The sequence below is a fragment of the Ureibacillus endophyticus genome, assembly GCF_024159215.1.
In the GTDB taxonomy this organism is placed as follows: domain Bacteria; phylum Bacillota; class Bacilli; order Bacillales_A; family Planococcaceae; genus Ureibacillus; species Ureibacillus endophyticus.
Genome location: NZ_JAMYWW010000001.1, coordinates 2922075 through 2944543, shown reverse-complemented (window position 1 = coordinate 2944543; position 22469 = coordinate 2922075). Strand labels below are relative to the sequence as shown.

Below are 22469 nucleotides of genomic sequence, written 5' to 3'. Positions count from 1 at the left end.
GGGAATTTATATGACATTAAACCAAGAACAAATTTTTGATGTGGCACAACTTGCACACGTGGAGCTTCTTTCTCCAAAACTAGAAGAATCCGTAGAGTTCTTTACTAGATTTTTAGGAATGGAAGTAACTGCTCGTTCTGAAAAATCTGTTTACCTTCGAGCATATGAAGATTTCTATCATAATACGTTGATTATTACTGAATCGGATCAAGCAGGTGTTGGACATGTGGCATGGCGTGCAAGTTCTCCAGAAGCTTTAAATCGTAGAGTAGAAGAAATTGAAAAAACAGGATTAGGAATCGGTTGGATAGACGGGGATATCGGACATGGGAAAGCATACCGATTTACAGATCCAGATGGACACTTAATGGAAATTTTATGGGACGTTGAATATTATCATGTAAAACCAGAAGATCGTTCAAAACTATTAAACAGAGCATCGAAACGCCCTGACCGTGGTGTTCCGGTACGACGTTTAGATCATATTAATCTGATGACATCCAATCCTAAAGCTGACACAGAATTCATGATTAATACGTTAGGTTTCCGTTTGAGAGAGCAAATTCAAGATAATGGCCATGTGTTAGGCAGTTGGATTAGTGTATCGAACCTGGTACATGAAATTGCCTATATGCAAGAACCAAATGCAGTTAAAGGAAAACTGCACCATTTATGCTTCTGGTATGGTATTCCACAAAATCTTTATGATGTGGCGGATTTACTTAAAGACCATGATGTGAAGATTGAAGTTCCACCGAATAAGCATGGAATTAGCCAAGCATTTTGTATGTATGTACATGAGCCAGGTGGAAACCGCATTGAATTATTCGGTGATGCAGGGTACATCATTACAGACCCAGCATGGAAACCAGTAATTTGGGAAATGAAAGATGTTCCAGGTAATGGTGATACATGGATTGGAACAGACTTCCCAGAATCTTGGTGGACACAAGGAACGCCACTAACATTAAAAGAGACTGTTAAAGAAGAAGTTTTATAAATCATGATAATAGATTACTAGAATAGTGGGGTGATGACTTGGCAAAAGTAAAAGTAGCAATACTAGGTTCTGGAAATATCGGGACAGACCTAATGTATAAAATATTAAAAAATGATGGGAATATGGAGTTAGCCCTAGTAGCAGGGATTGATCCAAAATCTGAGGGACTTGCTAGAGCAAAGGAGAAGGGGATTGCGACAAGTCATTATGGAATTGATGAGATTCTAGAAGACTCAGAAATTAAGATTGTGTTCGATGCAACTAGCGCGAAAGCCCATCAAGTAAATGCACCTAAATTAAAAGAACATGGGAAATTTGCCGTAGACATGACGCCAGCAGCTGTTGGGCCCTTTGTGGTTCCAACAGTAAATCTAAATGAACATCTTGAAGAAATGAATGTGAATTTGATTTCTTGTGGTGGTCAGGCTACAACTCCTCTTGTATATGCGGTCAATCGTGTAGTATCTGTACATTATGCAGAAGTTATCGCAACAGCTGCAAGTGTATCAATTGGACCAGGAACAAGACAAAATGTAGATGAATTTGTTCGCACAACGGCTAGTGCAGTACAAAAAATTGGTGGAGCAAAAATTGCTAGAGCCATTCCTGTATTTAATCCAGCACAGCCACCGATTAATATGACAAATTCTGTTTACGCTGTGATTAAAGAAGAATTTGATGAGCGCGCGGTAATTCAATCTGTTGAATCGATTGCAAAAGAGATTTCGAAGTATGTCCCTGGCTATCGATTAAAAGGAACACCAATTGTCGATTATCGTGACACTCCTTGGGGTCGTTTACCAACTGTTGTCATTATGAATGAGGTAGTTGGAGCAGGAGACTTTTTCCCTACTTATGCTGGAAACCTGGATATTATGACAGCATCAGCATATCAAGTTGGCGATGTTTATGCAGCACATGTACTTAGTGTGAAGGAGGGTGCACGATGAAAATACCTAGACTGACAGATACAACATTACGAGATGGTGATCATGCGATTAGTCATAGTTATACACCAGAACAAGTACGAACTATTGTAAAAGATTTAGATGAAGCCGGTGTACCTGTGATCGAAGTAAGTCATGGATCTGGTTTAAATGGTTCAACAATCCAGCAAGGGTTTTCTAAACATCCGGAATTAGAATTAATTAAAGTGGCGGTGCAAACCGCCAAAAATGCTAAAATAGCTTCTTTATTTGTTCCAGGGATAGGTACGAGTGAAGAATTAAGAAAAGCAGCGGACTTAGGTATTTCAATAATACGAATTGCAGTTCATTGTACAGAAGCCGATGTGACAGAACAGTATTTCCGTTTAGCTAAAGAGTTAGGCCTTGAAGCAGTTGGATTCCTCATGATGTCACACACTCAACCGGCAAAAGTACTTGTAGAGCAAGCAAAATTAATGGAATCCTATGGTGCTGATTGTGTTTATGTTGTTGACTCTGCTGGGGCTCTAGTTCCAACGGGCGTTCGGGAAAGAGTTTCTGCATTAAAAGAAGCATTGTCCATTGAAGTAGGATTCCATGCGCATAATAACCTTGGATTAGCAATTGGAAATACTTTGGCTGCCATTGAATGTGGAGCAGACCAAATTGACGGAACATTAAGAGGGCTAGGAGCGGGAGCAGGAAATGCACAAACTGAAGTCCTTGTTGCTGTCTTAAACAAGATGAATATAGATACGGGCATCAATCTAGCTATTTTAATGGATGCAGCAGAAGAAAAGGTAGCACCAATTATGAAATCTCCTATTGTTGTCGATCGTGACAATTTATCAAGTGGCTATGCTGGAGTTTATAATAGCTTCCTTTTACATGTTAAACATGCTGCAGAGAAGTTTGGTGTTGGTGTAGGTGAAATTATGGAAGAGCTAGGTAAAAGGCAAACCATCGCAGGACAGGAAGACTGGATTATCGATGTGGCTGTAGAACTAGCGAACAAAAAGGGAGTAAAAGTATAGTCCAAGGTAAGGGGGGACAGTTATGACGATTGTTCAAGAGGCCGCTACTCGATTAATAGAAGCCGAAGTAACAAAACAGGTAATCGAGCCATTAACCGTTTCCTATCCAGGAATAACAGTTGATGAAGCATATCATACACAATTAGAGATTATTCGCCGAAAAGTTGAAAATGGTGGCATTATTGTAGGGAAAAAAATAGGCGCAACAAGTAAAGCAATTCAAAATATGTTTGGTGTTAACCAGCCTGACTACGGTCATCTACTAGCAGATATGATGTTTATCGAAGGTGAGACTATTTCTCTAGAAAACTATATTCAACCAAAAGTTGAATTTGAGATAGCTTTTATTTTAAAAAAGGATTTAAAGGGACCAAATGTTTCGATTGTAGATGTAATCGATGCCACGGATTATATTGTCCCTGCCATTGAAGTCATAGATAGTAGAATTGAAGATTGGAAAATTAAATTTGAAGACACAGTAGCTGACAACGGATCTTCTGCAAGTGCAATTATCGGTGGGAAACCAACAAAACTAGAGGGAATCGATCTTACACGCATTGGCATGGTAGCATATCAAAATGGTGAAATGATTGATACTGGAGCTGGGGCAGCCGTATTAGGAAATCCATTGAGGTCTGTTGCTTGGTTAGCCAATTCATTAAGTAAATATGGTGTCTCTCTAAATGCAGGTGAAATTATACTTTCAGGTGCTTTAACCCGTGCGGTGGAAGTAAAGAAAAATGATACATTCACAGCGGAATTTGCCCATATCGGTTCAGTTACAGCTTCGTTTAAATGATAGTAAAGGAACTAGGTGATAACATGATAAAAACAAATATGATTGATCAAATTGCCTATGAACTACTACGAGCGGAAAAAAGGAAAAAGGCAGTTAGTAAGTTTGTAGACCAGTATCCTGAACTAGACGAAGCATTAGCTTATGAAGTACAGGAACGACTAATTGAAATGAAATGTAAAGAAGAAAATACAAAAAGAATTGGTAGAAAACTAGGATTAACGAGTAAAGCGAAACAAGAAATGATGGGTGTACATGAACCTTCTTATGGTGTGTTACTAGAAAGTATGCAACTGTTCGAAGGTGATAAAATATCAATTTCACCATTCATCCACCCCAAGTTGGAACCTGAAATTGCTTTTATTTTTGATAAAGAATTAAAAGGTCCTCATGTGACGGTGGCTGATGTACTGAATGCAACGAAATATATAGCACCTGCCGTAGAACTGATAGATAGTAGATTCCATGGCTTCAGTTTTACGTTACAAGATGCGGTAGCAGATAACTCTTCTTCTTCTCGATTTATTATTGGTGAAAGATTTTATTCACCAAAAGAATTTGATTTGAAATTAATGGGCATGGTATTTAAGCAAAATGGAGAAGTGGTTGCAACAGGTGCGGGTGCAGCAGTTATGGGTCATCCAGCAAGAGCTATTACCTGGTTAGCTAACCGATTATATAAAGTCGGGCAAAGTATACAACCTGGTGAAATTGTTTTAAGTGGTTCTTTATCTGCGGCCATTAAAATTGAACCAGGTGACCACTTCTCAGCAGAATTTGACGGTATTGGAACGGTGGAAGCTAGATTCATTGAATAAGTTGAATGGGGAGATAGTTATGCCATTTATTCAGATTAATATTCTTAAAGGTAGATCACCAGAAAAGAAAGAACGATTGATACGTGAAGTTACGGATGTCGTTTCGAATGTCTTAGAAGCTCCCGTCCAAAATGTTCGTATTATGATTAATGAATTAGAGCCAGAACATTGGGGAATTGCAGGAGAGTCAGTTAAGAAGAGAAATGAGGTTACAAAATGACAAATATACAAACGAAGGTAAGAGAAGTCGGTTTATATATAAACGGAGAATATACGAAAGCAATGGACGATGCTACTTTTGAGGTGAAAAATCCTGCGACACAAGAAGTAATTGCAAGAGTTAGTGAAGCGACGATTGAAGATGTAGACCGTGCTTGTCGTGTAGCACGAAACGCTTTTGAAAATGGTCCGTGGAGAACGATGACAGTTGCAGAGCGATGTGCAAAACTTCGCCGAATGGCTGAAATTATACTTGAACGGAAAGAGGAAATCGCGGGGTTAGATGCAATTGATGTAGGGAAACCATTTCATTCTGCAGTGCAACACGAAGTACCTCGTGCAGCAAATAATATCAAATTTTTTGCCGATTTTATGGAGAATCAAGGCGGTGAAGTTTATCCAATGGAAGAAGAGTATATCAATTATACTCGATACGAACCAGTTGGAGTTGCGGCACTTATTACACCATGGAATGTTCCGTTTATGTTAACTACATGGAAACTTGGCCCATGCCTTGCAGCAGGTAACACAGCTATTATAAAACCAGCTGAAATGACTCCACTTTCGGTATCACTTCTTGGAGAGATTGCGAAAGAAGCAGGGATTCCAGATGGTGTAGTAAATATCGTTCATGGTAAAGGGTCGGTTGTAGGTACTGCTTTAACAACGCATCCAGAAGTAGATATAGTTTCATTTACTGGTTCAACGGCTACTGGAAAACGAATTATGAAAAACGGCGCGGATTCTTTGAAGAAATTCTCCTTTGAGTTGGGTGGAAAAGCGGCAAATATCATATTTGAAGATGCGAATCTGGATAAAGCGATTCCTGTTTCGATTCAAGCAGCGTTCATGAATTCAGGGCAAGTATGCCTTGCCGGATCAAGAATTTTAGTGCAACGTACAATTTTAGATGAGTTTATTAACCGATTTAAAAAAGCGGCGATGGAACTTAAAGTGGGAGATCCACAAGATGCGGAAACAAGAATGGGCCCTCTTGTTAGTGAAGAGCATTATAAAAAGGTAACAAGTTATTTAGAAATTGCTAAAGATGAGAATGCGACATTAATTTGTGGTGGAAAACGCCCAGAGTTACCTGAATATTTACAAAATGGCTATTACTTAGAGCCAACTGTGTATATCCAAGAAAATCCTAAAACACGTTTATGCCAAGAAGAAATCTTCGGACCAGTCGTTACAATTATTCCATTTGATACAGAAGAAGAAGCTCTTCGTATCGCCAATGATACAGAATACGGATTAAACGGGGTTGTATGGACTGAAAATCTTCAACGTGCCCATCGAATTTCTCACGCTGTTAGAGCGGGGACAATTTGGGTGAATTGTTGGTTTGTTCGAGACCTTCGTGCGCCATTTGGAGGTTTTAAGAAAAGTGGGGTAGGACGTGAAGGTGGTCATCACAGTATGGAATTTTTCACGGAAGCAAAAAATATTTGTATAGCTTTAAAATAATTTTATTAAACACTCGTAACTATTTACGGGTGTTTTCGTGTTGGAGATATATAAATTTAAGAACCAGCTTAATAGCTAAGCTGGTTCAGAACATACATTATTGAACTGCTGTTTTTTTAGTGTTCTTTGGCCATAATACCCCGATCACTACACCAACGATAGCTGGTAAAATCCAGCCAAGACCAATATCGTAAAGTGGCAAATAATCCATGTAGAACACTTTTATTTTTTCGAATAACGAGAAAGCAGCTCCTGGCAAGCTACCAACTAATGCACTATAACCATCCAATAAGCTTACACAGAACGTAAAGAACATTGTTGCTGCATAAACACTTTGCTTATGGCCAAATAAAGGTGAGCAAAGAGTTAATAAGATTAGCACAATAGCTAAAGGATAGAGAAGCATTAAAACTGGTACAGCATATTGAATAATATTCGTCAGTCCAAAGTTCGCAATGAAAAATGATACAAGACATAATATTAGAACAAACCATTTATAGCTTACTTTTGGAAGGACTTGATTAAAAAATTCACTACAAGACGTAATAAGTCCGATACTTGTTTTTAAACAAGCTAATACGATAATAATGGCAAGTAAGATATTCCCGAATGATCCGAAATAGTGTTGAGACACGGCAGCAAAAATTAAACCACCATTATCGAATGAGCCGATTGCTGAAATACTAGATGCCCCCATGTAAGTAATGAGCCCGTAAATTAGCATCATTAATGCCATAGCGAAGATTCCAGATTTCCAAGTAGCTTTTGCAATCTCTTTTGTATTAGTAATACCTTGACTCTTGATGGCTTGAATAACAACAATACCGAATGCAAGGGAGGCAAGGGCATCCATTGTGTTATATCCTTCTTTAAAGCCCGTAATAAAGGCTAAATCGATATAATCACCAGTCGGATTTTCGAACTGTCCCATTGGTTTTACAATCGTAGTAATAATTAATATGAATAAAAACACTAAAAATGCAGGTGTTAAGTATTTACCAATATAGTCGATAATCTTTGCTGGATTCAAAGAGAAATAATAGACTATTGCAAAAAATATAAAGCTAAAGATTCCTAAATATAAGCTGCTCTGTGCTTGATTAATATAAGGTTCAAATCCAACTACGAAAGGTACCGTTGCTGTACGAGGTATCGCAAAGAATGGTCCAATCGTTAAGTAAAGTGCTACTGAAAAGACTAGTCCAAAGATTGGATGAACACGGCTTGCTAAATGACGTAATCCACTACTTCCGGATAAACCAAACGCTAAAATTCCGATGAATGGAAGTCCTATGGCCGTGATAAGGAATCCAATTAATGCTGGCCAAAAATTCGTGCCTGCAAGTTGTCCCATTTGGATTGGGAAGATTAAATTTCCTGCACCAAAGAACATTCCAAATAGCATCGTGCCAATAATGGCATAGGTAGAAAATGATATTTTTTGTTCCATATTTATGCTCCTTCTAAGATGAATGACATATATTTTAACATCTTTTTTATTAGCTAGCTATATATTTAAGAATACATACATAAGTGCTCGAAGCCCCTTCTAATAGCCTGTCCTTACATAAAACAAAGAAAGGTGGGTGATTTATTGAAGAAACGATTAATTGTGTTTTTGGTAATCTTGATGGTTTTTGGTTGCGATTCGTCAACATTGAGTTTAAAGGAAATTAAAAACGTACCAAATAGTGTGCAAGAAATTGTGGATTCCAATCTCAAACTTCAATTAATCTCGGATGGAGGAAAAGGTCTTTATATTGTGTTTTATTCAAAAGGAGATATTGAGACGAATTTAGAAACAAAAGGGAAGGATTTAATCATAAAGATTGATGAAACAAATTTAGATGATACTGTTATTAAGCAAAAGACATTTTATTTAACAACAGATGCTAAACACGATTCAATCGATGTTCTTGTAAATGGCAAATCAACACCTTTTGATAACATTACTGTTCAATAATTTAGTGGACGTTTTTAGTTAAAGGAGAACAGCTCACAAACTTTGAATAACGAGGTTTGTGAGCTTGATATCTTTATAGATTTTCTATCTGTAAAAATTTGCATACATCCTTTACAAATTGCTCTTTCGGATAGCTTTTATAAACACTACTAACTAAACGAATCGGATCGCCAAAAAAGTAACGTTCATATTGTGTTTCCCTTGTTCCAAAAGAACTCATCGTTAAATCCCATGCTAAGCGAAAGACCTTTACTCTGTCTTCAGCTGATTTTGTTGCTCCTTGTAGGTATTGGTCTAAATCATTTCTTATCTCTGATAGAAAGGCATTTTCAGTAGGTAATGTAATGATGCCACTAGCACCCATTATTTGAATGATTTCAGTGAATCGAGGATACAATTTCGGAAAAGTTAAACTAGCTACACTTAAAGCGGTAATATCAGGACGCATGATTCCATATTCATCAATCGAGGCGTCATTTTCTGCTTTTTCCAATAATGCTTTCATTGTCTCCAATCCACAAATGATTTCGGATACTTTCTCATGTATATGCTGATATTCTCCAATATTAATGGTTTCAATTAATACTTGTGCAATCCCTAAAATAAATTCGGTTTTGACTATTTGCCTTGTGATTACTTGGTGTATAGCAAGATTATGAAACGCACTTTGATTAATAAATTTTTCTGCTACTTCACCATTCTTGTAATAAAATACTCTGTCCCAAGGAACTAATACATTATCGAATACGACAATGGAATCCATTTCCTCATATCTTGAGCTTAATGGATGATCGAAGTGAGATGTTCCTCCGATAAAAGTATCCCTACAAATAAATTTAAGTCCCTTTGTATTGGATGGTATTGAGAACGCAAATACCTCATCTTCATTAAAAAGTTTACCAATACTAATTACAAATACTTCATCCGTTAATCCGCCTTGGGTTGCAAGTAATCGAGCACCTTTAATGACAAGTCCATCATCCGTCACGTCAACAATTTTTGCTGCTATGGGTTCTTTACTATCTTCAAAATAGAATTGTGAACGATTTACTTGTGGACTAATAAATGTATGTGTGAAATTTAAGTCCTTTTCTCTTGCCATTTTATAAAATTGTACAAGATTTTCTGGAAAGCAATTTTCTTTTCCCTCTAAAAAGCTAGCGGAAGAGGCGAAAGCCATTATTGCAGTATTCAAATAATCAGGACTTCTCCCCATCATCCCATAGGTTTTCTTTGCCCATTGCTCAAACATTTTTCGTCTTCTTTTTAAATCATCTATACTTCTTGGTTGCATGTAGGATAGCCCAATTGGATCACCTGATTCAGGTGAAATAAAAGTCATTGCCTCAATATAATGGGGATCTAGCTGTAAATCATATAATGCAGCTTTTTCTTGAATGAGGCCTTTAAAGACAGGGTGTTCAGAAAGTAATCCTTCAACTTTTTTTCCATCTAACCAGATTTCGTTTTTTAACTGATTTAATCGATTAATGTACTCTTTTCCATTAATAGCCCCCACATTGTCACTCCTAATTAATGATTTAATGTAACACACTTAGGTATAAAAGGATTGTTTACGTATAGCTCATTTTCGTAGTTAGAACATGCACATTGATATTTAGGGTGAAAATCTTGCATTTCTATATATCATGTTATTAAAAGCAAAATCAATTGGTGATATTGTACTGGTTGGTTGAATTAGAAAATTTTTTTGTTGCATTTACAACAAAATGAAGTTAAATTTATTTTATAGAAATTTTTGTTGTATTTGCAACAATCGTAAAAAGGAGATTGACCATGAAGGAAATTCTTCGAGAAATAGGAATGATTGCAAGGGCACTAGATTCAATAAGTAATATCGAATTTAAAGAATATGACTTAACAAAAGGACAATATTTATACCTTGTTCGAATCTGTGAAAACCCTGGTATTATTCAAGAAAAATTAGCAGAGATGATCAAAGTAGATCGAACAACAGCTGCCCGCGCAATTAAAAAACTTGAATTAAACGGTTTCATCGAAAAAAAGGATGATCCCCATAACAAAAAAATAAAAAAACTCTTTCCAACCGAAAAAGGACAGCAAATTTATCCTTTTATAAAAAGAGAAAATGATTATTCCAATCAAGTTGCATTACAGGGATTTTCTGATGATGAAGTAGAAACCATTTTTAATCTCCTTCAAAGAGTTAGAAAAAATGTGGAGAAAGATTGGGAATACGTTAAAAAGGGAAATAAGCGAAACTATTAATGTAAGAAGGAGCGACTTGCAACAATGACTACTTATATCAAAAAATGTACCCTTGAAGATTTACAAACACTTCAAGAAATTAGTATCGATACGTTTAACAGTGCCTTTAAGGATCAAAATTCACCTGAAAATATGAATGCCTATTTAGACAAGGCGTTTAATTTAAAGCAATTAGAAACGGAATTATCTACTACATCTTCGCAATTTTATTTTGTTTATGTGAATGATGAAGTTGCTGGATATTTGAAGGTTAATACAAATGAAGCAGAAGTAGGGCAGGATTGTATTGAAATTGAGAGAATATATTTAAAAACGAATTATCAAAAACATGGGCTTGGTAAACTTCTATTAAATAAAGCAGTTGAAATTGCACTTCAACTTAATCGGAAGAAAATTTGGCTAGGCGTATGGGAAAAAAATGATAATGCCATTGCTTTCTATAAGAAAATGGGCTTTATCCAAACTGGATCACATTCATTTTATTTAGGTGATGAAGAACAGCTCGATTATATTATGACAAAAACGCTGAGTTAGGAGTGAGATGTATGTTTATCCCCAAACTATATAAAGTAACAGATGTTGATGAAATTTGGGACTTTGTTCAAAATAATTCTTTCGCTACGATTGTGACAACCGTGCAAGAAAAACCAATTGCTACGCATTTACCTTTGACGTTAATTAAAGAAGGCGAAAATTACTTTGTTAAGGGTCATTTGGCTTATGGTAATCCTCAATGGAAAACGATTGAAGCATGTGAGAATGTACTTGTGATGTTCCAAGGACCACATTCGTATATCTCATCTTCGTGGTATTCTCATGAAAATGCTCCAACCTGGAATTATCAGTCGGTACATATGTATGGGAAAGGGAGTCTTTTAGAAAAAGAAGAGTTAATAGAAGATTTAACGAGGTTGTTAGAAAAGTATGAACAACATCGTGAAAATCCAATTTTATGGGATAAACTTTCTCCACAATTTTTAGAAAGCCAATTAAAGGGAATTGTAGGTATTAAAATAAAAATAGAAGACATACAGGCTGCATATAAACTTAGTCAAAATCGAAATGAAGCAGATTATCTGAGCATTATTGAAAACTTGCAAAAAGAAGAAGATCCAAATTCAAAGCAAATGGCAGATGTGATGAAAAAGAGATTAGAAATATTTGAATAATATTTATTGAGAGATCATCTTTTGATGGTCTTTTTTTCTTACTAATTGCATGACAGATTATTTGTTCTTCCCCTTTCTTCATTTGAATATAAATTAAGAAGACCATAAATAGATAGGAGGAAGAAGAGTTGCAATACTATTATGGAGATATGATGCCGTTACGTGTACTTGATGAAGCTGAATTTTGGAAACATCAAGAAGAGGAGCACACAGTTGTCATTCGTGAGCTTGTAGGAAATCTTGAACAAAAGTATGTACAGGCATTAAAAGATTGGGAAAAGGAATTTGCCAAAACACATCAACGCGTAGTTCGATATATTGAAACAGTCAACCGTTCAAATGGCTATATTTCTCAATCGTTATACAATGATATCATGCAGCTTATCAGATATTGTTTAAGACAGAGTGAACAATTTATTAACTTTCTCCACACCATGATGGAAGAAAGTGTTCCTATTCGTACGAATCCAACTGCAAAAGTAGTATTAAACCATATTATTGTGGAATCTGAGTATTTTATCGGGGTTGCACAAACAATTTTATATCAACGGTAAAGCAAGTTCTTAAATAATATGCCAATATCTTTCGCAAATAATTCACTACATAAAGGTTATTCTATAAACGACACCAATACGAATATGGAGGAAGAGCACATGGTAAAAGACTCGTACGCACCAAAGAAAAAAACAAATGATGCAAAACCAAAAATTCCACCGGAGCAACGAAGAGGAAAAGCTTCATCCACTTCACGCCATCAAAATAATAATAAGTAAACAAACGACCTTCAACAGTAAGTATGTTGAAGGTCTATTTTTAATTAAATACGATTGTCTGTAAGTGCATCGTAAATCTCACCAGTATATGGATCTACTCCATACCAACCATACGTTGCGGTATGTTCGTAACCTGGTTCACCTACAAATCTAAATACATGGATAATATAATGTTGTTCATTATTTTTATGATCATATTCGAAAATCATGTCAGAATCATTCGTGAAACCTGTATATTTTTGTACCAATTTTACAGCATCTGTTGTTGTAAGTTTGATATTTTTTACTGATGATAATTCTGTAACAGTTTTTCCTTTTTTGTCCGTTGCTTTTATTATCCCAATATCTTTTACAAAATAATATCTTTCACCTGTTGTGTATTTAAGGATTACAACATTATCAAAGGTTCCTGCTTTCACCTTAACTTGTTTAGAAGTACTTTCAACAAGTACTTTATTATATTTTTCTTTCATTAAATCATAATCAAAATACGTATCTTTAATATATTGACCTTGTTTCATCGGGTATGTGAGATTGAAAAAGCCCCAATCTGTTCCAGATACACCCATAGATAGCTTTGACTGTTTTTCAGAATAACAAACGTCAGAACCGTTACTTGAAATATTTATTAAGTATGTACAGTAGGGGTCTTTGCTAACGATAAATTCTTCTTTTTTCGTGGATAGAAACGATGGTGAATAAGTAAGCTTCATTCCAGCCTTTGGTATTAATCCTCCACTAATGGTTGGGGTAGGTTTTTTACTTGATAATGCACTTGTATAAACATAGCCTTTTGTCTTATTTGTTTCGACATAAGACCAACCTTTTGATGATGATAGTACAGTGATAGCTGAGTAATTTTTAATTGTGCCCAGTTTCTTAGCATTTTGAGATGGTTTTTCTCGCAAAATAATATTGTCTTTTGCATTAACATACATTGTCTTTCCTGCTGCTTCTATATGTACTTCATCCAAAAATATAGATGGAGTAATGAAAATAAAAGCAAAAAGAAGCATTACAGTAATTAGTTTCTTCATTATTTATTCCTCCTTATCATTATAGGAATATAATATCATTTAATACATAAATTTCCTATCTATTTTAAAGGATTTTAGTAGAAGGGTGGACTGGGCATAAACTTCTTTCCAAGGCTCATAATAACTAGGAATTAAGGGAGGGAGTTTTTGATGGAGTTACCAGCACGCGTAGGGGGGAAGAAAGACAATAACAAAGATAGTAAGTTAAAATGGTGGCAACTTTCTCTAATCGGTGTAGGTTGCACCATTGGGACAGGCTACTTTCTTGGTTCCGGTATTGGAATTTCAAAAACAGGTCCTTCTATTGTTATTTCTTTTATCCTTGCTGGAATTACTGCAATGATTGTTTCAGAAGCATTGGGGAAAATGTTTGTACAAGATCCTCAAAAGGGATCCTTCCGTTCTTATACAAAAAAAGCTTTTGGACGCTGGGCGGGTTTTAGTAGTGGCTGGGTATATTGGTTTTCGGAAATGCTCATTTCCGGGAGTCAATTAACCGCACTTTCTATCCTAACCCGTTTTTGGTTTCCAAATGTACCCCTTTGGATTTTGGAAACTATTTGCGAAGAAAGGTAAACTTAAAGTACCTCCATTTGCTCTTTCCTTAACTATATCCGTTTTAGTCATTTCCATTATTATCGCTCGATTAGTACCTGATCGAGTATATGAGTATATTACAACCGCTGCTGGACTAATGCTTATTTATAATTGGTTGTTTATTTTACTTTCATTCCCAAAACTTATGAAAGTAACAAAAATTGATCATATAAAGCGATATCTTGCAATGGTTTTTATACTTCTTGCAATTTTTGGTACCGTGCTAGATAAGAATAATCGTATGGGGCTGTTGGTAAGTGTCATTTTCATTGCGATCATTCTGATTGTCATTTTTTGTATCAAAAAAAGAGGGAAAGGAAAGAACGAATATCCTAAAGGTCTTTAGAAAAAGAGTAACTTAACTGCTTGTACACCAAAATAAACGCCAAAACCAACTAATGATAATCCTGATAATATCGAAATAATGATTAGAATTTTAGAAGTTAGTATTTTTTTGAAACTGCTTGCTGTAAAAGCCATCGTAATATCCCATATAAACAAACCAACGAAAATAGCAGCACTATATAAAATAACATGATCAATATCATAAGTTGATACAGTTTTGGCTAAAACAGATCCGAAGATGCCAAGCCAAAATAACATAGATAATGGATTTGAAAGGGATAATAAAAAACCATAACCAAATGATTTTTTTAACGAATTGGCTTTTGTATTTTTCATTTGTACCTTATTTCCAGCATTTATCATACTTTCAACACCAGTATAAATAAGTACAAAACAACCAAATGACCATAATAAAGTTTGCATATATTCAGTTTCTAAAAAATGAAATACACCTAAATATACAATTAGCATAAAAAAGGCATCAGCTAACATCGCTCCTAAGCCTACTAGCCATGCATGCCAAAAGCCTCCGTAAATACCTTTTGTTAATTGGGCGGCATTAACGGGGCCAATTGGAGCTGCAAGAGAAATCCCTAGAAATACGTAACCAAAAAAAGCGCTCATTTAATAACTCCTTTAGTAAGTAAAAATGGTTTGTACATCCTATTCATGACTTTAAAGTAATAGGACAAATTATTAAGTAAAATCGCTTAAAGGAGTTATTGAAAAGGCAGTTTATGTTTATCAAACATTTGAAATAAAACAAGAAAAATTTAAAGATGCGATAGAAAACTTACAAGAACTGAAAAAATATCGTAATGATAATTACGATCATACTGTTGAAGTTTTACTTCCTATCACTGGACATGATTACACATATGCACTTCTTGCGACATATGAAGGAATGGCTGAAATGGAAATTCAAAATAGAAAGATGTATGACGATGATGAGTATTTAAAGTTAGTCGGCGATTTTTTCTTGGAGCATGTTGTTCAAGGGACTATGTATACTCAAATGTATCGAGGTATCAATAAGCAAATAGCAAATAAGCATGATAAATAAACAAGGTAAAGCGCTCATGAATCTTATTGTGGGCGCTATATTCTATCATGAAAAGTTGGTGTAAAGAATGATTCTAAGATTTGGTTATGTTTCGACAGCCCTTGCATTATGGGAAGCTTCTCCTTCAAGAACGCTCACTTTTACGAATTGGAATAAACAAGAGGAAGAAGAAAGAAGCAATAAGCTTATATATCTTACCGAGCAAAATTTAAAAAATACATTACGTGTCCTTCATTACAATATTGCACATGGTATTGAACTTTACAGAATGTCCTCATCCCTCGTCCCCCTTGCCACCCATCCGGATGTAAAGTGGGATTATATTACCCCTTTTAAAGAGTTGTTTAAAGAAATCGGGTCATTGGTTCAAAAACATAATTTACGTGTGAGCTTTCATCCAAACCAATTTACTTTGTTTACTAGTCCCCAAAAACATATTACAGCAAATGCGATAATAGACATGACCTATCATTATAATATGTTAGAGGCAATGGGATTACATAAGGATGCGAATATAAACATTCACGTAGGTGGGATGTACGGTAATAAATTGGAAGCGATGACGAGGTTTCATAAGAATTTTGTCAAACTAGACAAAGAAATCCGAATGCAAACGACCTTAGAAAATGATGATAAAACCTATACCGCAGCGGAAACGTTGCAAATTTGTGAGCAACAAAATGTCCCAATGGTTTTTGATTATCATCATTATTGGGTAAATCGACAAGATGAGAATTTTGAGGAATTACTAGAACGAATTTTTGCAACATGGGAAAGAACGGGGAAGGTACCAAAATTTCATCTTTCCTCACCGAAGTCAGAGAAATTAATACGAGCCCATGCGGATTACGTGGATATCGATTTTGCTTTACCATTTATTCATGCATTAAAAGCGTTTGGTAAATCTGCTGATATTATGATTGAAGCAAAATTAAAGGATCAAGCAGCTTTGAGACTTGTAGAACAGCTTGGCAAATTGCGCGGATTTAAAAGGATTAATGGTGGTGCCATAGAAATTTAAATTTTCAATGTATAGAAAATGAAAGACAACCTATACTATAAATGATTTCACTTCAATCTCTGTGATTAGGAGGGTTAACCCGATGACTGGGATTCATTAACCATCAAAACTGAATAAGCTATAGCAAGTTTTCTTCATGAAATCTTTGCGAAAAGCGAGGCAGTGTGTCATGGAGAATTTAATGTAAGTTGAAATCAAGCCCGGAATTTAATTTCCGGGTTTTAATTTTGTAAAAAATCGCGGCCTACTCATTGTAAGCCGCGAATCAAATTCTTATAAATAATCTTTGCGTAACTCCTCAGCAGTGCGCGGAGAAATATAGCTTGGTGCTACATCAAATACAGATTTTGCTCCGTATTGATTTTCTTTATTTAATCTGTAAGCGGCGCGGGCATAAGCGACTAATACACTCGCGGTAAATTCTGGGTTGCTGTCTAATTTTAATGAGAATTCATAAATTTGTTTATTGCCATTACCTGTGTTACCACCACGAATTACAAATCCACCGTGGGGAGCTTTTGAATGATCGCGTTGTAATTCTTCTTCTGTGATGAAGTTTACTTCAGTATTGTAGTCCGCGAAATAGTTAGGCATTGTTTTAATTTCATTTTCAATACTTGCAAGATCTGCTCCTTCTTCAGCCACAACGTAACATACTCGACTATGTTTTTCTGCAGTTGAAAGTTCTGGATTTAAGCCGCTACGAACTTTATCCATTGCATCTTCTGAAGGAATTGTGTATTGAACACCATGTTTTACACCTTCTACGCGGCGAATAGCATCTGAGTGACCTTGACTTAAACCTTTACCCCAGAATGTATAGTTTTCACCAACTGGTAAAATTGCGTCAGCTAATACACGGTTAATTGAAAATAGACCTGGATCCCAACCTACAGAAATAATGGATGTTTTCTTACTTGATACAGCTGCTCTATTCACTAATTCGAAAAATTCTGGAATTTTAGCATGTGTATCGAAGCTATCTACTGTGTTGAACATTTCTGCAAAAATAGGGGCTTGCTCAGGTAAATCTGTTGCAGAACCACCACAAAGAATCATAACATCAATTTCATTTTGATAATTTGGTGCATCACCAATATGTAAAGTCTTTACACCGTCAATTTGAAGGGATTGAGGATCACGTCTAGTGAAAACAGCAACTAATTCCATATCAGGTGAAACTTTAATAGCTTCAATTGCCCCTTTTCCAAGATTACCGTAACCTACAATTCCTATTTTAATTTTTGCCATTTCTCCTGCTCCTTTAAAAAAATGATTTCTGCTATATTACATAGTAATGTTAAGTAATTCTAGTTGAAAATTCCATCATTTCAATGATTTCCTTCATTATAAGTTCCTTAGAAGTATTTGTGAACAGTAGATTTCTTATTTCGAAGTGTTATAGATTGTCTATAATAATGCTTTTACATCATGATGTCACTTACAAAACAGTTCCGGCTTATTTGCTCCTAGACGAAAAAAAGTCTGCTAATTTTTTAAAAATTTCTTTTTATTTTTTGTCACCTTTTCCGTTTTATCTCCGTCTAATGGTTGATTTGAATTTAACTGACAAATTAGGAGGATTTTTAATTTGAAGAAGTTTAGTAAATTGTTAGTTGTAACTGCAATTACTGGAAGTATTTTGTTTACAAGCAGCATCGCTTCTGCTGCGTCTTTTAAGGATTTAAAAGAAGATTATTGGGCACAGCATGAGATTGAATATTTAGTTGACCAGCAAATCATTAAAGGATATCCAGATGGCACTTTCTTACCTGGCAAAACGATTACAAAGGCACAAGCAGCAGTGATGTTAGTAAGAGCGCTAAATTTAAATACAAAAAACATTAAGGTGACATTTAAAGATGTACCAAAAACTCATTCTTCATATAAAGAAATTGCAGCCGTTGTGGAAGCTGGAATTTTCCCATCAAGTAAAGAATTTAAACCAAATGAGCCTATGACGAGAGAATTAATGGCAGAGGTTCTTGTGAATGCATTTAAATTAGAAGGTGCAGGAACAAAGGAATTTAAAGATGTTCCTAAGACGTCTAAGAGTTACAAAGCGATTTCGATTTTAGCTGAAAATGATATTACAACTGGATCTGCAGATGGTACTTTTAAACCAAAAGCAAAGGTTACAAGAGATCAATTTTCTGTATTCATGGCTCGTGCATTGAACCCTGACTTTTTACCAAACCAATACAATATTCCAATGAATGTAAATCCAGTTATTAAACTGTTTGATTATGTATCGAAAAATCCACTAGGTATACCAAGTTTACTAGACTTAAAAGGTAACATAGACCTTTCTAATTTAAGTAAGGCCATTAAGGAAATTGAATTAGTTGAACTTAAAGAAGTTGCAAGATTAAACGGCGTTACCGAGTTTTCTGTAACATTAAACGCATCACTAAATGATGTAGAGCAAGATTTCCTTAAAGAAGGGGAAAATAAGCTGTATTTCTTAGTTTCTAAAAAAGGCTACATGGATTTCAAAATTACTTCAATTGGGAAGACGCCACATTTAAAAGAAGATGATTCGATTGTTACTTCGAAAGAGGCAGTAGAACTTGTCTCAGGTGCAAATAAAGCTTACTGGTATGTGGTTTCTGGTGGCGAAGGTCCTAGAAATCTAGAAAACTTCATGGTTGGTGATTTAGAATATCGCTATATGGGTGAAACGCTTGATTCTGAAGAAAAACTATTAAACTACTTAGGAAAATGGTATTCTCCAGAACAAACAGCAAAACTATTTAAAGACCTTGGTTTCATTACTCATAATGGTAAACTAGCTCAACCAAATGCAGACGGTGGAAGTCTTCTTAACTGGGAAAAGGCTACAGCTAAAATAGTGAAAAGCACTACAACTTCAAAAGTATTTGAGGTAAAAGTTCCAATTGCTGATTTTGATGAATATGAAATAAACAAAGTTGAACTACACTTTGTTACAGGGGAAGGTTGGCGAGTTCATAACGTGGCTCAATAATAAAATAAGTGCTTCTATTAAACGTAGAAGCACTTATACATATTCGAAAAGGGAAGGATTAATATGAGAAAAGATAAAGATGGATTGTCCTCTTTAGAAAAAGGGGAGGGGGGATCTTCAAGGTTAAAGAACAAAAGGAATTGGCGATGGTTTCATTCGATTACACTCCTAGGGATAATCATCGTAAGTGTTGGTATATGTAGTTTTTCTTCCCCTACAATGGCCAATATGATAACAAAAATACCAGGGCTAAGTTTTATGTACACAGGAACTTATGAGGATGTTCAGAGGAATCACTTTGTCCCATATACATTAAATTTAGGAACGATTGCTTATGATGAAGATGGTCCATTTAATAAAGAATTGCAGGACTTAAAAATTTTTGAAGGATATACGGCAGAACTAAATCAATTTGTCGGTTTTCCTGTTCCTCAACTAGGATCAACTGTAAATAATATTAGAGTAAATAAGTATGGTGAAAAGGAATTTTTAATAAAAGCCTTTGCACCGTTTGAGAATGGTGCAGCATTTTTATCGATTGTAACAAACCCAGTGAATACACCAACTATTATAGGGACAAAAAAAGAATCTATTAAAATTAACAATATCCTTGCAGATGTATATAGCTATCAAAGCTCAAACAATATAAATGAAGAAACCTATATTATTTGGCAACGAAACAAAATGCTATTTGTTTTAGCCTCCAGTGGTATTTCATTTGAGCAACTAAAGAATTTAGCGATAGGTATCGACAATCAAATTATTAATTTTAGTTATTAACGGCTACCAACTGTTAATCATATAAAAAAGGGGCGTTTCAAAGTTTTTGAAACGTCCCTTAGATTTTAGAACGATTTGTAAGAATTACCCCACTAATGACTGCTAATCCACCAATTACTTGAGCAATTTGAAGTTGTTCCCCTAAAAAGATAGTAGCAAATATCGTCGCAAACACTGGGATGAAATTTAAGAAAATACTTGCGCGGTTAGCTCCAATCTTCACTACACCGGTATTCCAACTTAAGAAAGCAATAATAGAAGCAAAAATTCCAACATAAAAAATAGCACCAATTGTTTTTGGAGACCAAATAATTGGATTCTCTAAAGTTAGTAATTCATAAATAGTGAAAGGTAAAAGAATCATTGCCCCCACAGCAATTGTCACTAAAAATGTGGAGAATCCAGGTAATTGATTAGAATATTGTTTTACAAGTAACGAGTAAATGCTCCAGCAAAGCACAGCTACTAGTATAATTAAATCGCCTTTATTGAACGTGAAACTCACAATATTAGAAAGTTTACCACCTGATAAAATAAATAGTACGCCGACAATGGAGAGTATCGTTCCAATCATTTGATGTTTCGTAACGCGGATTTTTAAAACAATAAAAGATAATATGTAAATAAAAATAGGGGTTAACGAATTCATTAATGAAGCATTAATTGAAGTAGTTGAATATACCCCTATATAAACAAGCGTATTAAATGCTGCTACCCCTGTTAAAGAAAGAATGACAACAATCTTCCAGTTTGCCTTAATTTTTGGCCAGTCAATTTTAAGTTTCTTATATACAATAGGTAAGAAAATAACAAAGGCTACGCACCATCTGAGAAAAGCGAGGGTAAATGGCGTAATTTCTCCAGTAACGGCCCGTCCAATAACAAAATTACCTCCCCAAAGTAATGTTGCTAAAATTAATAGTATATGTGGTGGGAATTTCATGAATAAACTCCTTTATGATTTTGCGTGTAGAATACGCGCTTATTTTTCCATAATGTATCCATTATAGCTATATAGCAATTGCTAGTTCAACACACTATTCAGATTTTGGAAGCTAAATATGATACAATCTTTATAGATATTGGAGGGAACAACTTATGAAAATTCGTCCAAAACGATTACAACCAGGGGATACAGTTGGTGTTCTTGCACCATGCAGTCCACTTGCAATGGATACACTCCCTGAAAAGATTGATTTTTTAGAAGAACTCGGACTCAAAGTGAAAATTGGAAAAACGGTTGGTCTGACGGGAAAATATTTATCAGGAACAGATGATGAACGAATAGAAGATTTACATGAGATGATTGAAGATAAGGAAATTAAAGCAATTTTCTGCCTACGAGGTGGTTATGGAGCAGCTAGAATTGCAGACAAAATAGATTATCAACTGCTATCGGAAAACCCTAAAATTTTCTGGGGATTTTCGGATGTAACGTATTTCCATAATGCCTTTCAGGAGTATTCAAATATTGTAACTTTCCATGGACCAATGCTTTCATCAGTTGTACAGAAAAAACTATCGGATTTCTCAAAAAGAATGTTTCACCAACTATTTACACCCTTTGAAATACAGTATGATGAAAGAATTTCACCACTTCATACCATCGTACCTGGAGCAATTCGTGGTGAAATAACAGGCGGAAATCTTCATCGATTAATGAGCACAATGGGAACAAAATTTGAATTTGATGCAAGAGGTAAAATCTTGTTGTTTGAAGATATCGGTGAACCATTACAAAAAATCGATGGTATGTTAAATCAACTACGTCTTGCGCGGAAGTTAGATCAGGCGGCCGGCTTTGTCATTGGAGATTTTGCAGAATTAGAAAAAGGCGCTTCAATTGAAGATGTATGGGCAATCTTTGAAGAATATTTAAAACCTCTAGGAAAACCAGCAGTAGCAGGATTTAAAATTGGCCATTGCGAACCGAATATTGCAGTACCATTAGGGGTCGATGCAATATTAGATGCGGATACAAAACTGTTACGTATACTACCTGGAGTTGAATAGGTAAAAAAGAAGCCGCTTCTACTTGAGAGGCGGCTTCTTACATAACGTCTGTTGGATCAAGATTACTATTTAAAAAGTTATTGTGTACCTTTACTATAGTTGGTTATTAGTCAACGGTAACAAAGTAACAGGTAAATGGTAATCGGTTGACGAATTAAAAATTGCACGACAGGCAATAACAGACGTTATGCCTCGGTTTGGAGTCTCAC

Annotated in this window: 25 protein-coding genes; 19 read left to right on the top strand and 6 right to left on the bottom strand. The window is 35.3% G+C overall.

The window, feature by feature from the left end:
* Positions 1–10 precede the first annotated feature (10 nt).
* Genes NKR20_RS14590 through NKR20_RS14560 form a run of 7 tightly spaced genes read left to right on the top strand, consistent with a single transcriptional unit; the run spans position 11 to position 6263 of the window.
* Positions 11–1000: a catechol 2,3-dioxygenase gene (locus NKR20_RS14590; protein WP_253427224.1), complete on the top strand. Its 990-nt coding sequence runs from the start codon at positions 11–13 to the stop codon at positions 998–1000.
* Positions 1001–1038: 38 nt separating this feature from the next.
* Positions 1039–1950, top strand: coding sequence for an acetaldehyde dehydrogenase (acetylating) (locus NKR20_RS14585; protein WP_253427222.1), 912 nt, complete (start codon positions 1039–1041; stop codon positions 1948–1950).
* Positions 1947–2960 (top strand): 4-hydroxy-2-oxovalerate aldolase, encoded by a 1014-nt coding sequence (gene dmpG, locus NKR20_RS14580; RefSeq protein WP_121214908.1) that lies wholly within the window; start codon positions 1947–1949, stop codon positions 2958–2960. The genes NKR20_RS14585 and dmpG overlap by 4 nt, the downstream gene beginning before the upstream one ends.
* A 22-nt stretch (positions 2961–2982) precedes the next feature.
* Positions 2983–3759 carry a 2-keto-4-pentenoate hydratase gene (locus NKR20_RS14575; protein ID WP_121214909.1) on the top strand — a complete coding sequence of 259 codons (777 nt, stop codon included), beginning with the start codon at positions 2983–2985 and terminating at the stop codon, positions 3757–3759.
* 23 nt (positions 3760–3782) lie between these two features.
* On the top strand, positions 3783–4574 hold the full coding sequence (locus NKR20_RS14570; protein ID WP_253427213.1) for a 2-keto-4-pentenoate hydratase: 792 nt from the start codon (positions 3783–3785) through the stop codon (positions 4572–4574).
* Positions 4575–4593: 19 nt separating this feature from the next.
* Positions 4594–4794, top strand: a complete 201-nt coding sequence (locus NKR20_RS14565; RefSeq protein ID WP_121214952.1) for a 2-hydroxymuconate tautomerase — start codon at positions 4594–4596, stop codon at positions 4792–4794.
* Complete coding sequence (locus NKR20_RS14560; RefSeq protein WP_253427211.1) at positions 4791–6263, top strand: aldehyde dehydrogenase; 1473 nt, start codon at positions 4791–4793, stop codon at positions 6261–6263. Before NKR20_RS14565 ends, NKR20_RS14560 begins: the two co-directional genes overlap by 4 nt.
* 97 nt (positions 6264–6360) lie before the next feature.
* Here the strand turns inward: NKR20_RS14560 and brnQ are convergent, their stop codons facing one another.
* Positions 6361–7713: a branched-chain amino acid transport system II carrier protein gene (gene brnQ / locus NKR20_RS14555; protein ID WP_253427210.1), complete on the bottom strand. Its 1353-nt coding sequence runs from the start codon at positions 7711–7713 to the stop codon at positions 6361–6363.
* A 144-nt stretch (positions 7714–7857) separates the two neighbouring features.
* On the opposite strand from brnQ, the gene NKR20_RS14550 reads away from it, so the two are divergent.
* Positions 7858–8226: a peptidylprolyl isomerase gene (locus NKR20_RS14550; protein ID WP_253427208.1), complete on the top strand. Its 369-nt coding sequence runs from the start codon at positions 7858–7860 to the stop codon at positions 8224–8226.
* 73 nt (positions 8227–8299) lie between these two features.
* Here the strand turns inward: NKR20_RS14550 and hpaB are convergent, their stop codons facing one another.
* Positions 8300–9745, bottom strand: coding sequence for a 4-hydroxyphenylacetate 3-monooxygenase, oxygenase component (hpaB, locus tag NKR20_RS14545; RefSeq protein WP_253427206.1), 1446 nt, complete (start codon positions 9743–9745; stop codon positions 8300–8302).
* Positions 9746–10023: 278 nt separating this feature from the next.
* Here hpaB and NKR20_RS14540 point away from each other — a divergent pair, with 278 nt between their 5' ends.
* The 4 genes from NKR20_RS14540 to NKR20_RS14525 all read left to right on the top strand — a co-directional run bounded on the left by NKR20_RS14540 (position 10024) and on the right by NKR20_RS14525 (position 12199).
* Positions 10024–10476 carry a MarR family winged helix-turn-helix transcriptional regulator gene (locus NKR20_RS14540; protein ID WP_253427204.1) on the top strand — a complete coding sequence of 151 codons (453 nt, stop codon included), beginning with the start codon at positions 10024–10026 and terminating at the stop codon, positions 10474–10476.
* A gap of 24 nt (positions 10477–10500) precedes the next feature.
* Positions 10501–11010: a spermidine/spermine N(1)-acetyltransferase gene (gene paiA / locus NKR20_RS14535; protein ID WP_253427202.1), complete on the top strand. Its 510-nt coding sequence runs from the start codon at positions 10501–10503 to the stop codon at positions 11008–11010.
* Between the two features lie 11 nt (positions 11011–11021).
* Positions 11022–11645, top strand: coding sequence for an FMN-binding negative transcriptional regulator (locus tag NKR20_RS14530; RefSeq protein WP_121214917.1), 624 nt, complete (start codon positions 11022–11024; stop codon positions 11643–11645).
* Positions 11646–11773: 128 nt separating this feature from the next.
* Positions 11774–12199 (top strand): DUF2935 domain-containing protein, encoded by a 426-nt coding sequence (locus NKR20_RS14525; protein ID WP_121214918.1) that lies wholly within the window; start codon positions 11774–11776, stop codon positions 12197–12199.
* 263 nt (positions 12200–12462) lie between these two features.
* On the opposite strand, the gene NKR20_RS14520 is transcribed toward NKR20_RS14525, so the two are convergent.
* Complete coding sequence (locus NKR20_RS14520) at positions 12463–13455, bottom strand: SH3 domain-containing protein (protein ID WP_253427200.1); 993 nt, start codon at positions 13453–13455, stop codon at positions 12463–12465.
* A gap of 150 nt (positions 13456–13605) precedes the next feature.
* Between NKR20_RS14520 and NKR20_RS19605 the strand changes: the two genes are divergently transcribed.
* Together NKR20_RS19605 and NKR20_RS19600 are read left to right on the top strand one after the other, a co-directional pair.
* Entirely contained in the window at positions 13606–14031 is a 426-nt protein-coding gene (locus tag NKR20_RS19605) for an amino acid permease (RefSeq protein WP_419095290.1), read from the top strand.
* Positions 13988–14398 carry a hypothetical protein gene (locus tag NKR20_RS19600; protein ID WP_419095289.1) on the top strand — a complete coding sequence of 137 codons (411 nt, stop codon included), beginning with the start codon at positions 13988–13990 and terminating at the stop codon, positions 14396–14398. Before NKR20_RS19605 ends, NKR20_RS19600 begins: the two co-directional genes overlap by 44 nt.
* Here the strand turns inward: NKR20_RS19600 and NKR20_RS14510 are convergent.
* A complete protein-coding gene (locus NKR20_RS14510; RefSeq protein WP_253427198.1) occupies positions 14395–15021 on the bottom strand; it encodes a LysE family transporter in 627 nt (208 codons plus the stop codon). The two genes, NKR20_RS19600 and NKR20_RS14510, sit on opposite strands and share 4 nt — an antisense overlap.
* Positions 15022–15301: 280 nt before the next feature.
* On the opposite strand from NKR20_RS14510, the gene NKR20_RS14505 reads away from it, so the two are divergent.
* Positions 15302–15460 carry a hypothetical protein gene (locus NKR20_RS14505; RefSeq protein WP_253427196.1) on the top strand — a complete coding sequence of 53 codons (159 nt, stop codon included), beginning with the start codon at positions 15302–15304 and terminating at the stop codon, positions 15458–15460.
* A gap of 67 nt (positions 15461–15527) precedes the next feature.
* Positions 15528–16481 (top strand): UV DNA damage repair endonuclease UvsE, encoded by a 954-nt coding sequence (uvsE, locus tag NKR20_RS14500; RefSeq protein WP_253427194.1) that lies wholly within the window; start codon positions 15528–15530, stop codon positions 16479–16481.
* A 273-nt stretch (positions 16482–16754) separates the two neighbouring features.
* Here uvsE and NKR20_RS14495 read toward each other — a convergent pair whose 3' ends face one another.
* On the bottom strand, positions 16755–17732 hold the full coding sequence (locus NKR20_RS14495; protein WP_253427187.1) for a diaminopimelate dehydrogenase: 978 nt from the start codon (positions 17730–17732) through the stop codon (positions 16755–16757).
* Positions 17733–18072: 340 nt separating this feature from the next.
* Between NKR20_RS14495 and NKR20_RS14490 the strand changes: the two genes are divergently transcribed.
* Positions 18073–19467, top strand: coding sequence for an S-layer homology domain-containing protein (locus NKR20_RS14490; RefSeq protein WP_253427185.1), 1395 nt, complete (start codon positions 18073–18075; stop codon positions 19465–19467).
* Positions 19468–19530: 63 nt separating this feature from the next.
* Entirely contained in the window at positions 19531–20247 is a 717-nt protein-coding gene (locus tag NKR20_RS14485) for a hypothetical protein (RefSeq protein WP_253427183.1), read from the top strand.
* A gap of 58 nt (positions 20248–20305) precedes the next feature.
* Here the strand turns inward: NKR20_RS14485 and NKR20_RS14480 are convergent, their stop codons facing one another.
* Complete coding sequence (locus tag NKR20_RS14480; protein ID WP_253427182.1) at positions 20306–21190, bottom strand: DMT family transporter; 885 nt, start codon at positions 21188–21190, stop codon at positions 20306–20308.
* Positions 21191–21345: 155 nt separating this feature from the next.
* On the opposite strand from NKR20_RS14480, the gene NKR20_RS14475 reads away from it, so the two are divergent.
* Positions 21346–22260 carry a S66 peptidase family protein gene (locus NKR20_RS14475; protein WP_253427180.1) on the top strand — a complete coding sequence of 305 codons (915 nt, stop codon included), beginning with the start codon at positions 21346–21348 and terminating at the stop codon, positions 22258–22260.
* Positions 22261–22469 lie beyond the last annotated feature (209 nt).

Coding starts and splice junctions, on each gene's coding strand:
- NKR20_RS14540 (WP_253427204.1), top strand. CDS start 10,024: ATGAAGGAAATTCTTCGAGAAATAGGAATGATTGCAAGGGCACTAGAT.
- NKR20_RS14590 (WP_253427224.1), top strand. CDS start 11: ATGACATTAAACCAAGAACAAATTTTTGATGTGGCACAACTTGCACAC.
- NKR20_RS14520 (WP_253427200.1), bottom strand. CDS start 13,455: ATGAAGAAACTAATTACTGTAATGCTTCTTTTTGCTTTTATTTTCATT.
- NKR20_RS14565 (WP_121214952.1), top strand. CDS start 4,594: ATGCCATTTATTCAGATTAATATTCTTAAAGGTAGATCACCAGAAAAG.
- NKR20_RS14570 (WP_253427213.1), top strand. CDS start 3,783: ATGATAAAAACAAATATGATTGATCAAATTGCCTATGAACTACTACGA.
- NKR20_RS14510 (WP_253427198.1), bottom strand. CDS start 15,021: ATGAGCGCTTTTTTTGGTTACGTATTTCTAGGGATTTCTCTTGCAGCT.
- NKR20_RS19600 (WP_419095289.1), top strand. CDS start 13,988: ATGTACCCCTTTGGATTTTGGAAACTATTTGCGAAGAAAGGTAAACTT.
- dmpG (WP_121214908.1), top strand. CDS start 1,947: ATGAAAATACCTAGACTGACAGATACAACATTACGAGATGGTGATCAT.
- NKR20_RS14575 (WP_121214909.1), top strand. CDS start 2,983: ATGACGATTGTTCAAGAGGCCGCTACTCGATTAATAGAAGCCGAAGTA.
- paiA (WP_253427202.1), top strand. CDS start 10,501: ATGACTACTTATATCAAAAAATGTACCCTTGAAGATTTACAAACACTT.
- NKR20_RS19605 (WP_419095290.1), top strand. CDS start 13,606: ATGGAGTTACCAGCACGCGTAGGGGGGAAGAAAGACAATAACAAAGAT.
- NKR20_RS14505 (WP_253427196.1), top strand. CDS start 15,302: ATGGCTGAAATGGAAATTCAAAATAGAAAGATGTATGACGATGATGAG.
- NKR20_RS14495 (WP_253427187.1), bottom strand. CDS start 17,732: ATGGCAAAAATTAAAATAGGAATTGTAGGTTACGGTAATCTTGGAAAA.
- uvsE (WP_253427194.1), top strand. CDS start 15,528: ATGATTCTAAGATTTGGTTATGTTTCGACAGCCCTTGCATTATGGGAA.
- NKR20_RS14560 (WP_253427211.1), top strand. CDS start 4,791: ATGACAAATATACAAACGAAGGTAAGAGAAGTCGGTTTATATATAAAC.
- brnQ (WP_253427210.1), bottom strand. CDS start 7,713: ATGGAACAAAAAATATCATTTTCTACCTATGCCATTATTGGCACGATG.
- NKR20_RS14485 (WP_253427183.1), top strand. CDS start 19,531: ATGAGAAAAGATAAAGATGGATTGTCCTCTTTAGAAAAAGGGGAGGGG.
- NKR20_RS14530 (WP_121214917.1), top strand. CDS start 11,022: ATGTTTATCCCCAAACTATATAAAGTAACAGATGTTGATGAAATTTGG.
- NKR20_RS14480 (WP_253427182.1), bottom strand. CDS start 21,190: ATGAAATTCCCACCACATATACTATTAATTTTAGCAACATTACTTTGG.
- NKR20_RS14475 (WP_253427180.1), top strand. CDS start 21,346: ATGAAAATTCGTCCAAAACGATTACAACCAGGGGATACAGTTGGTGTT.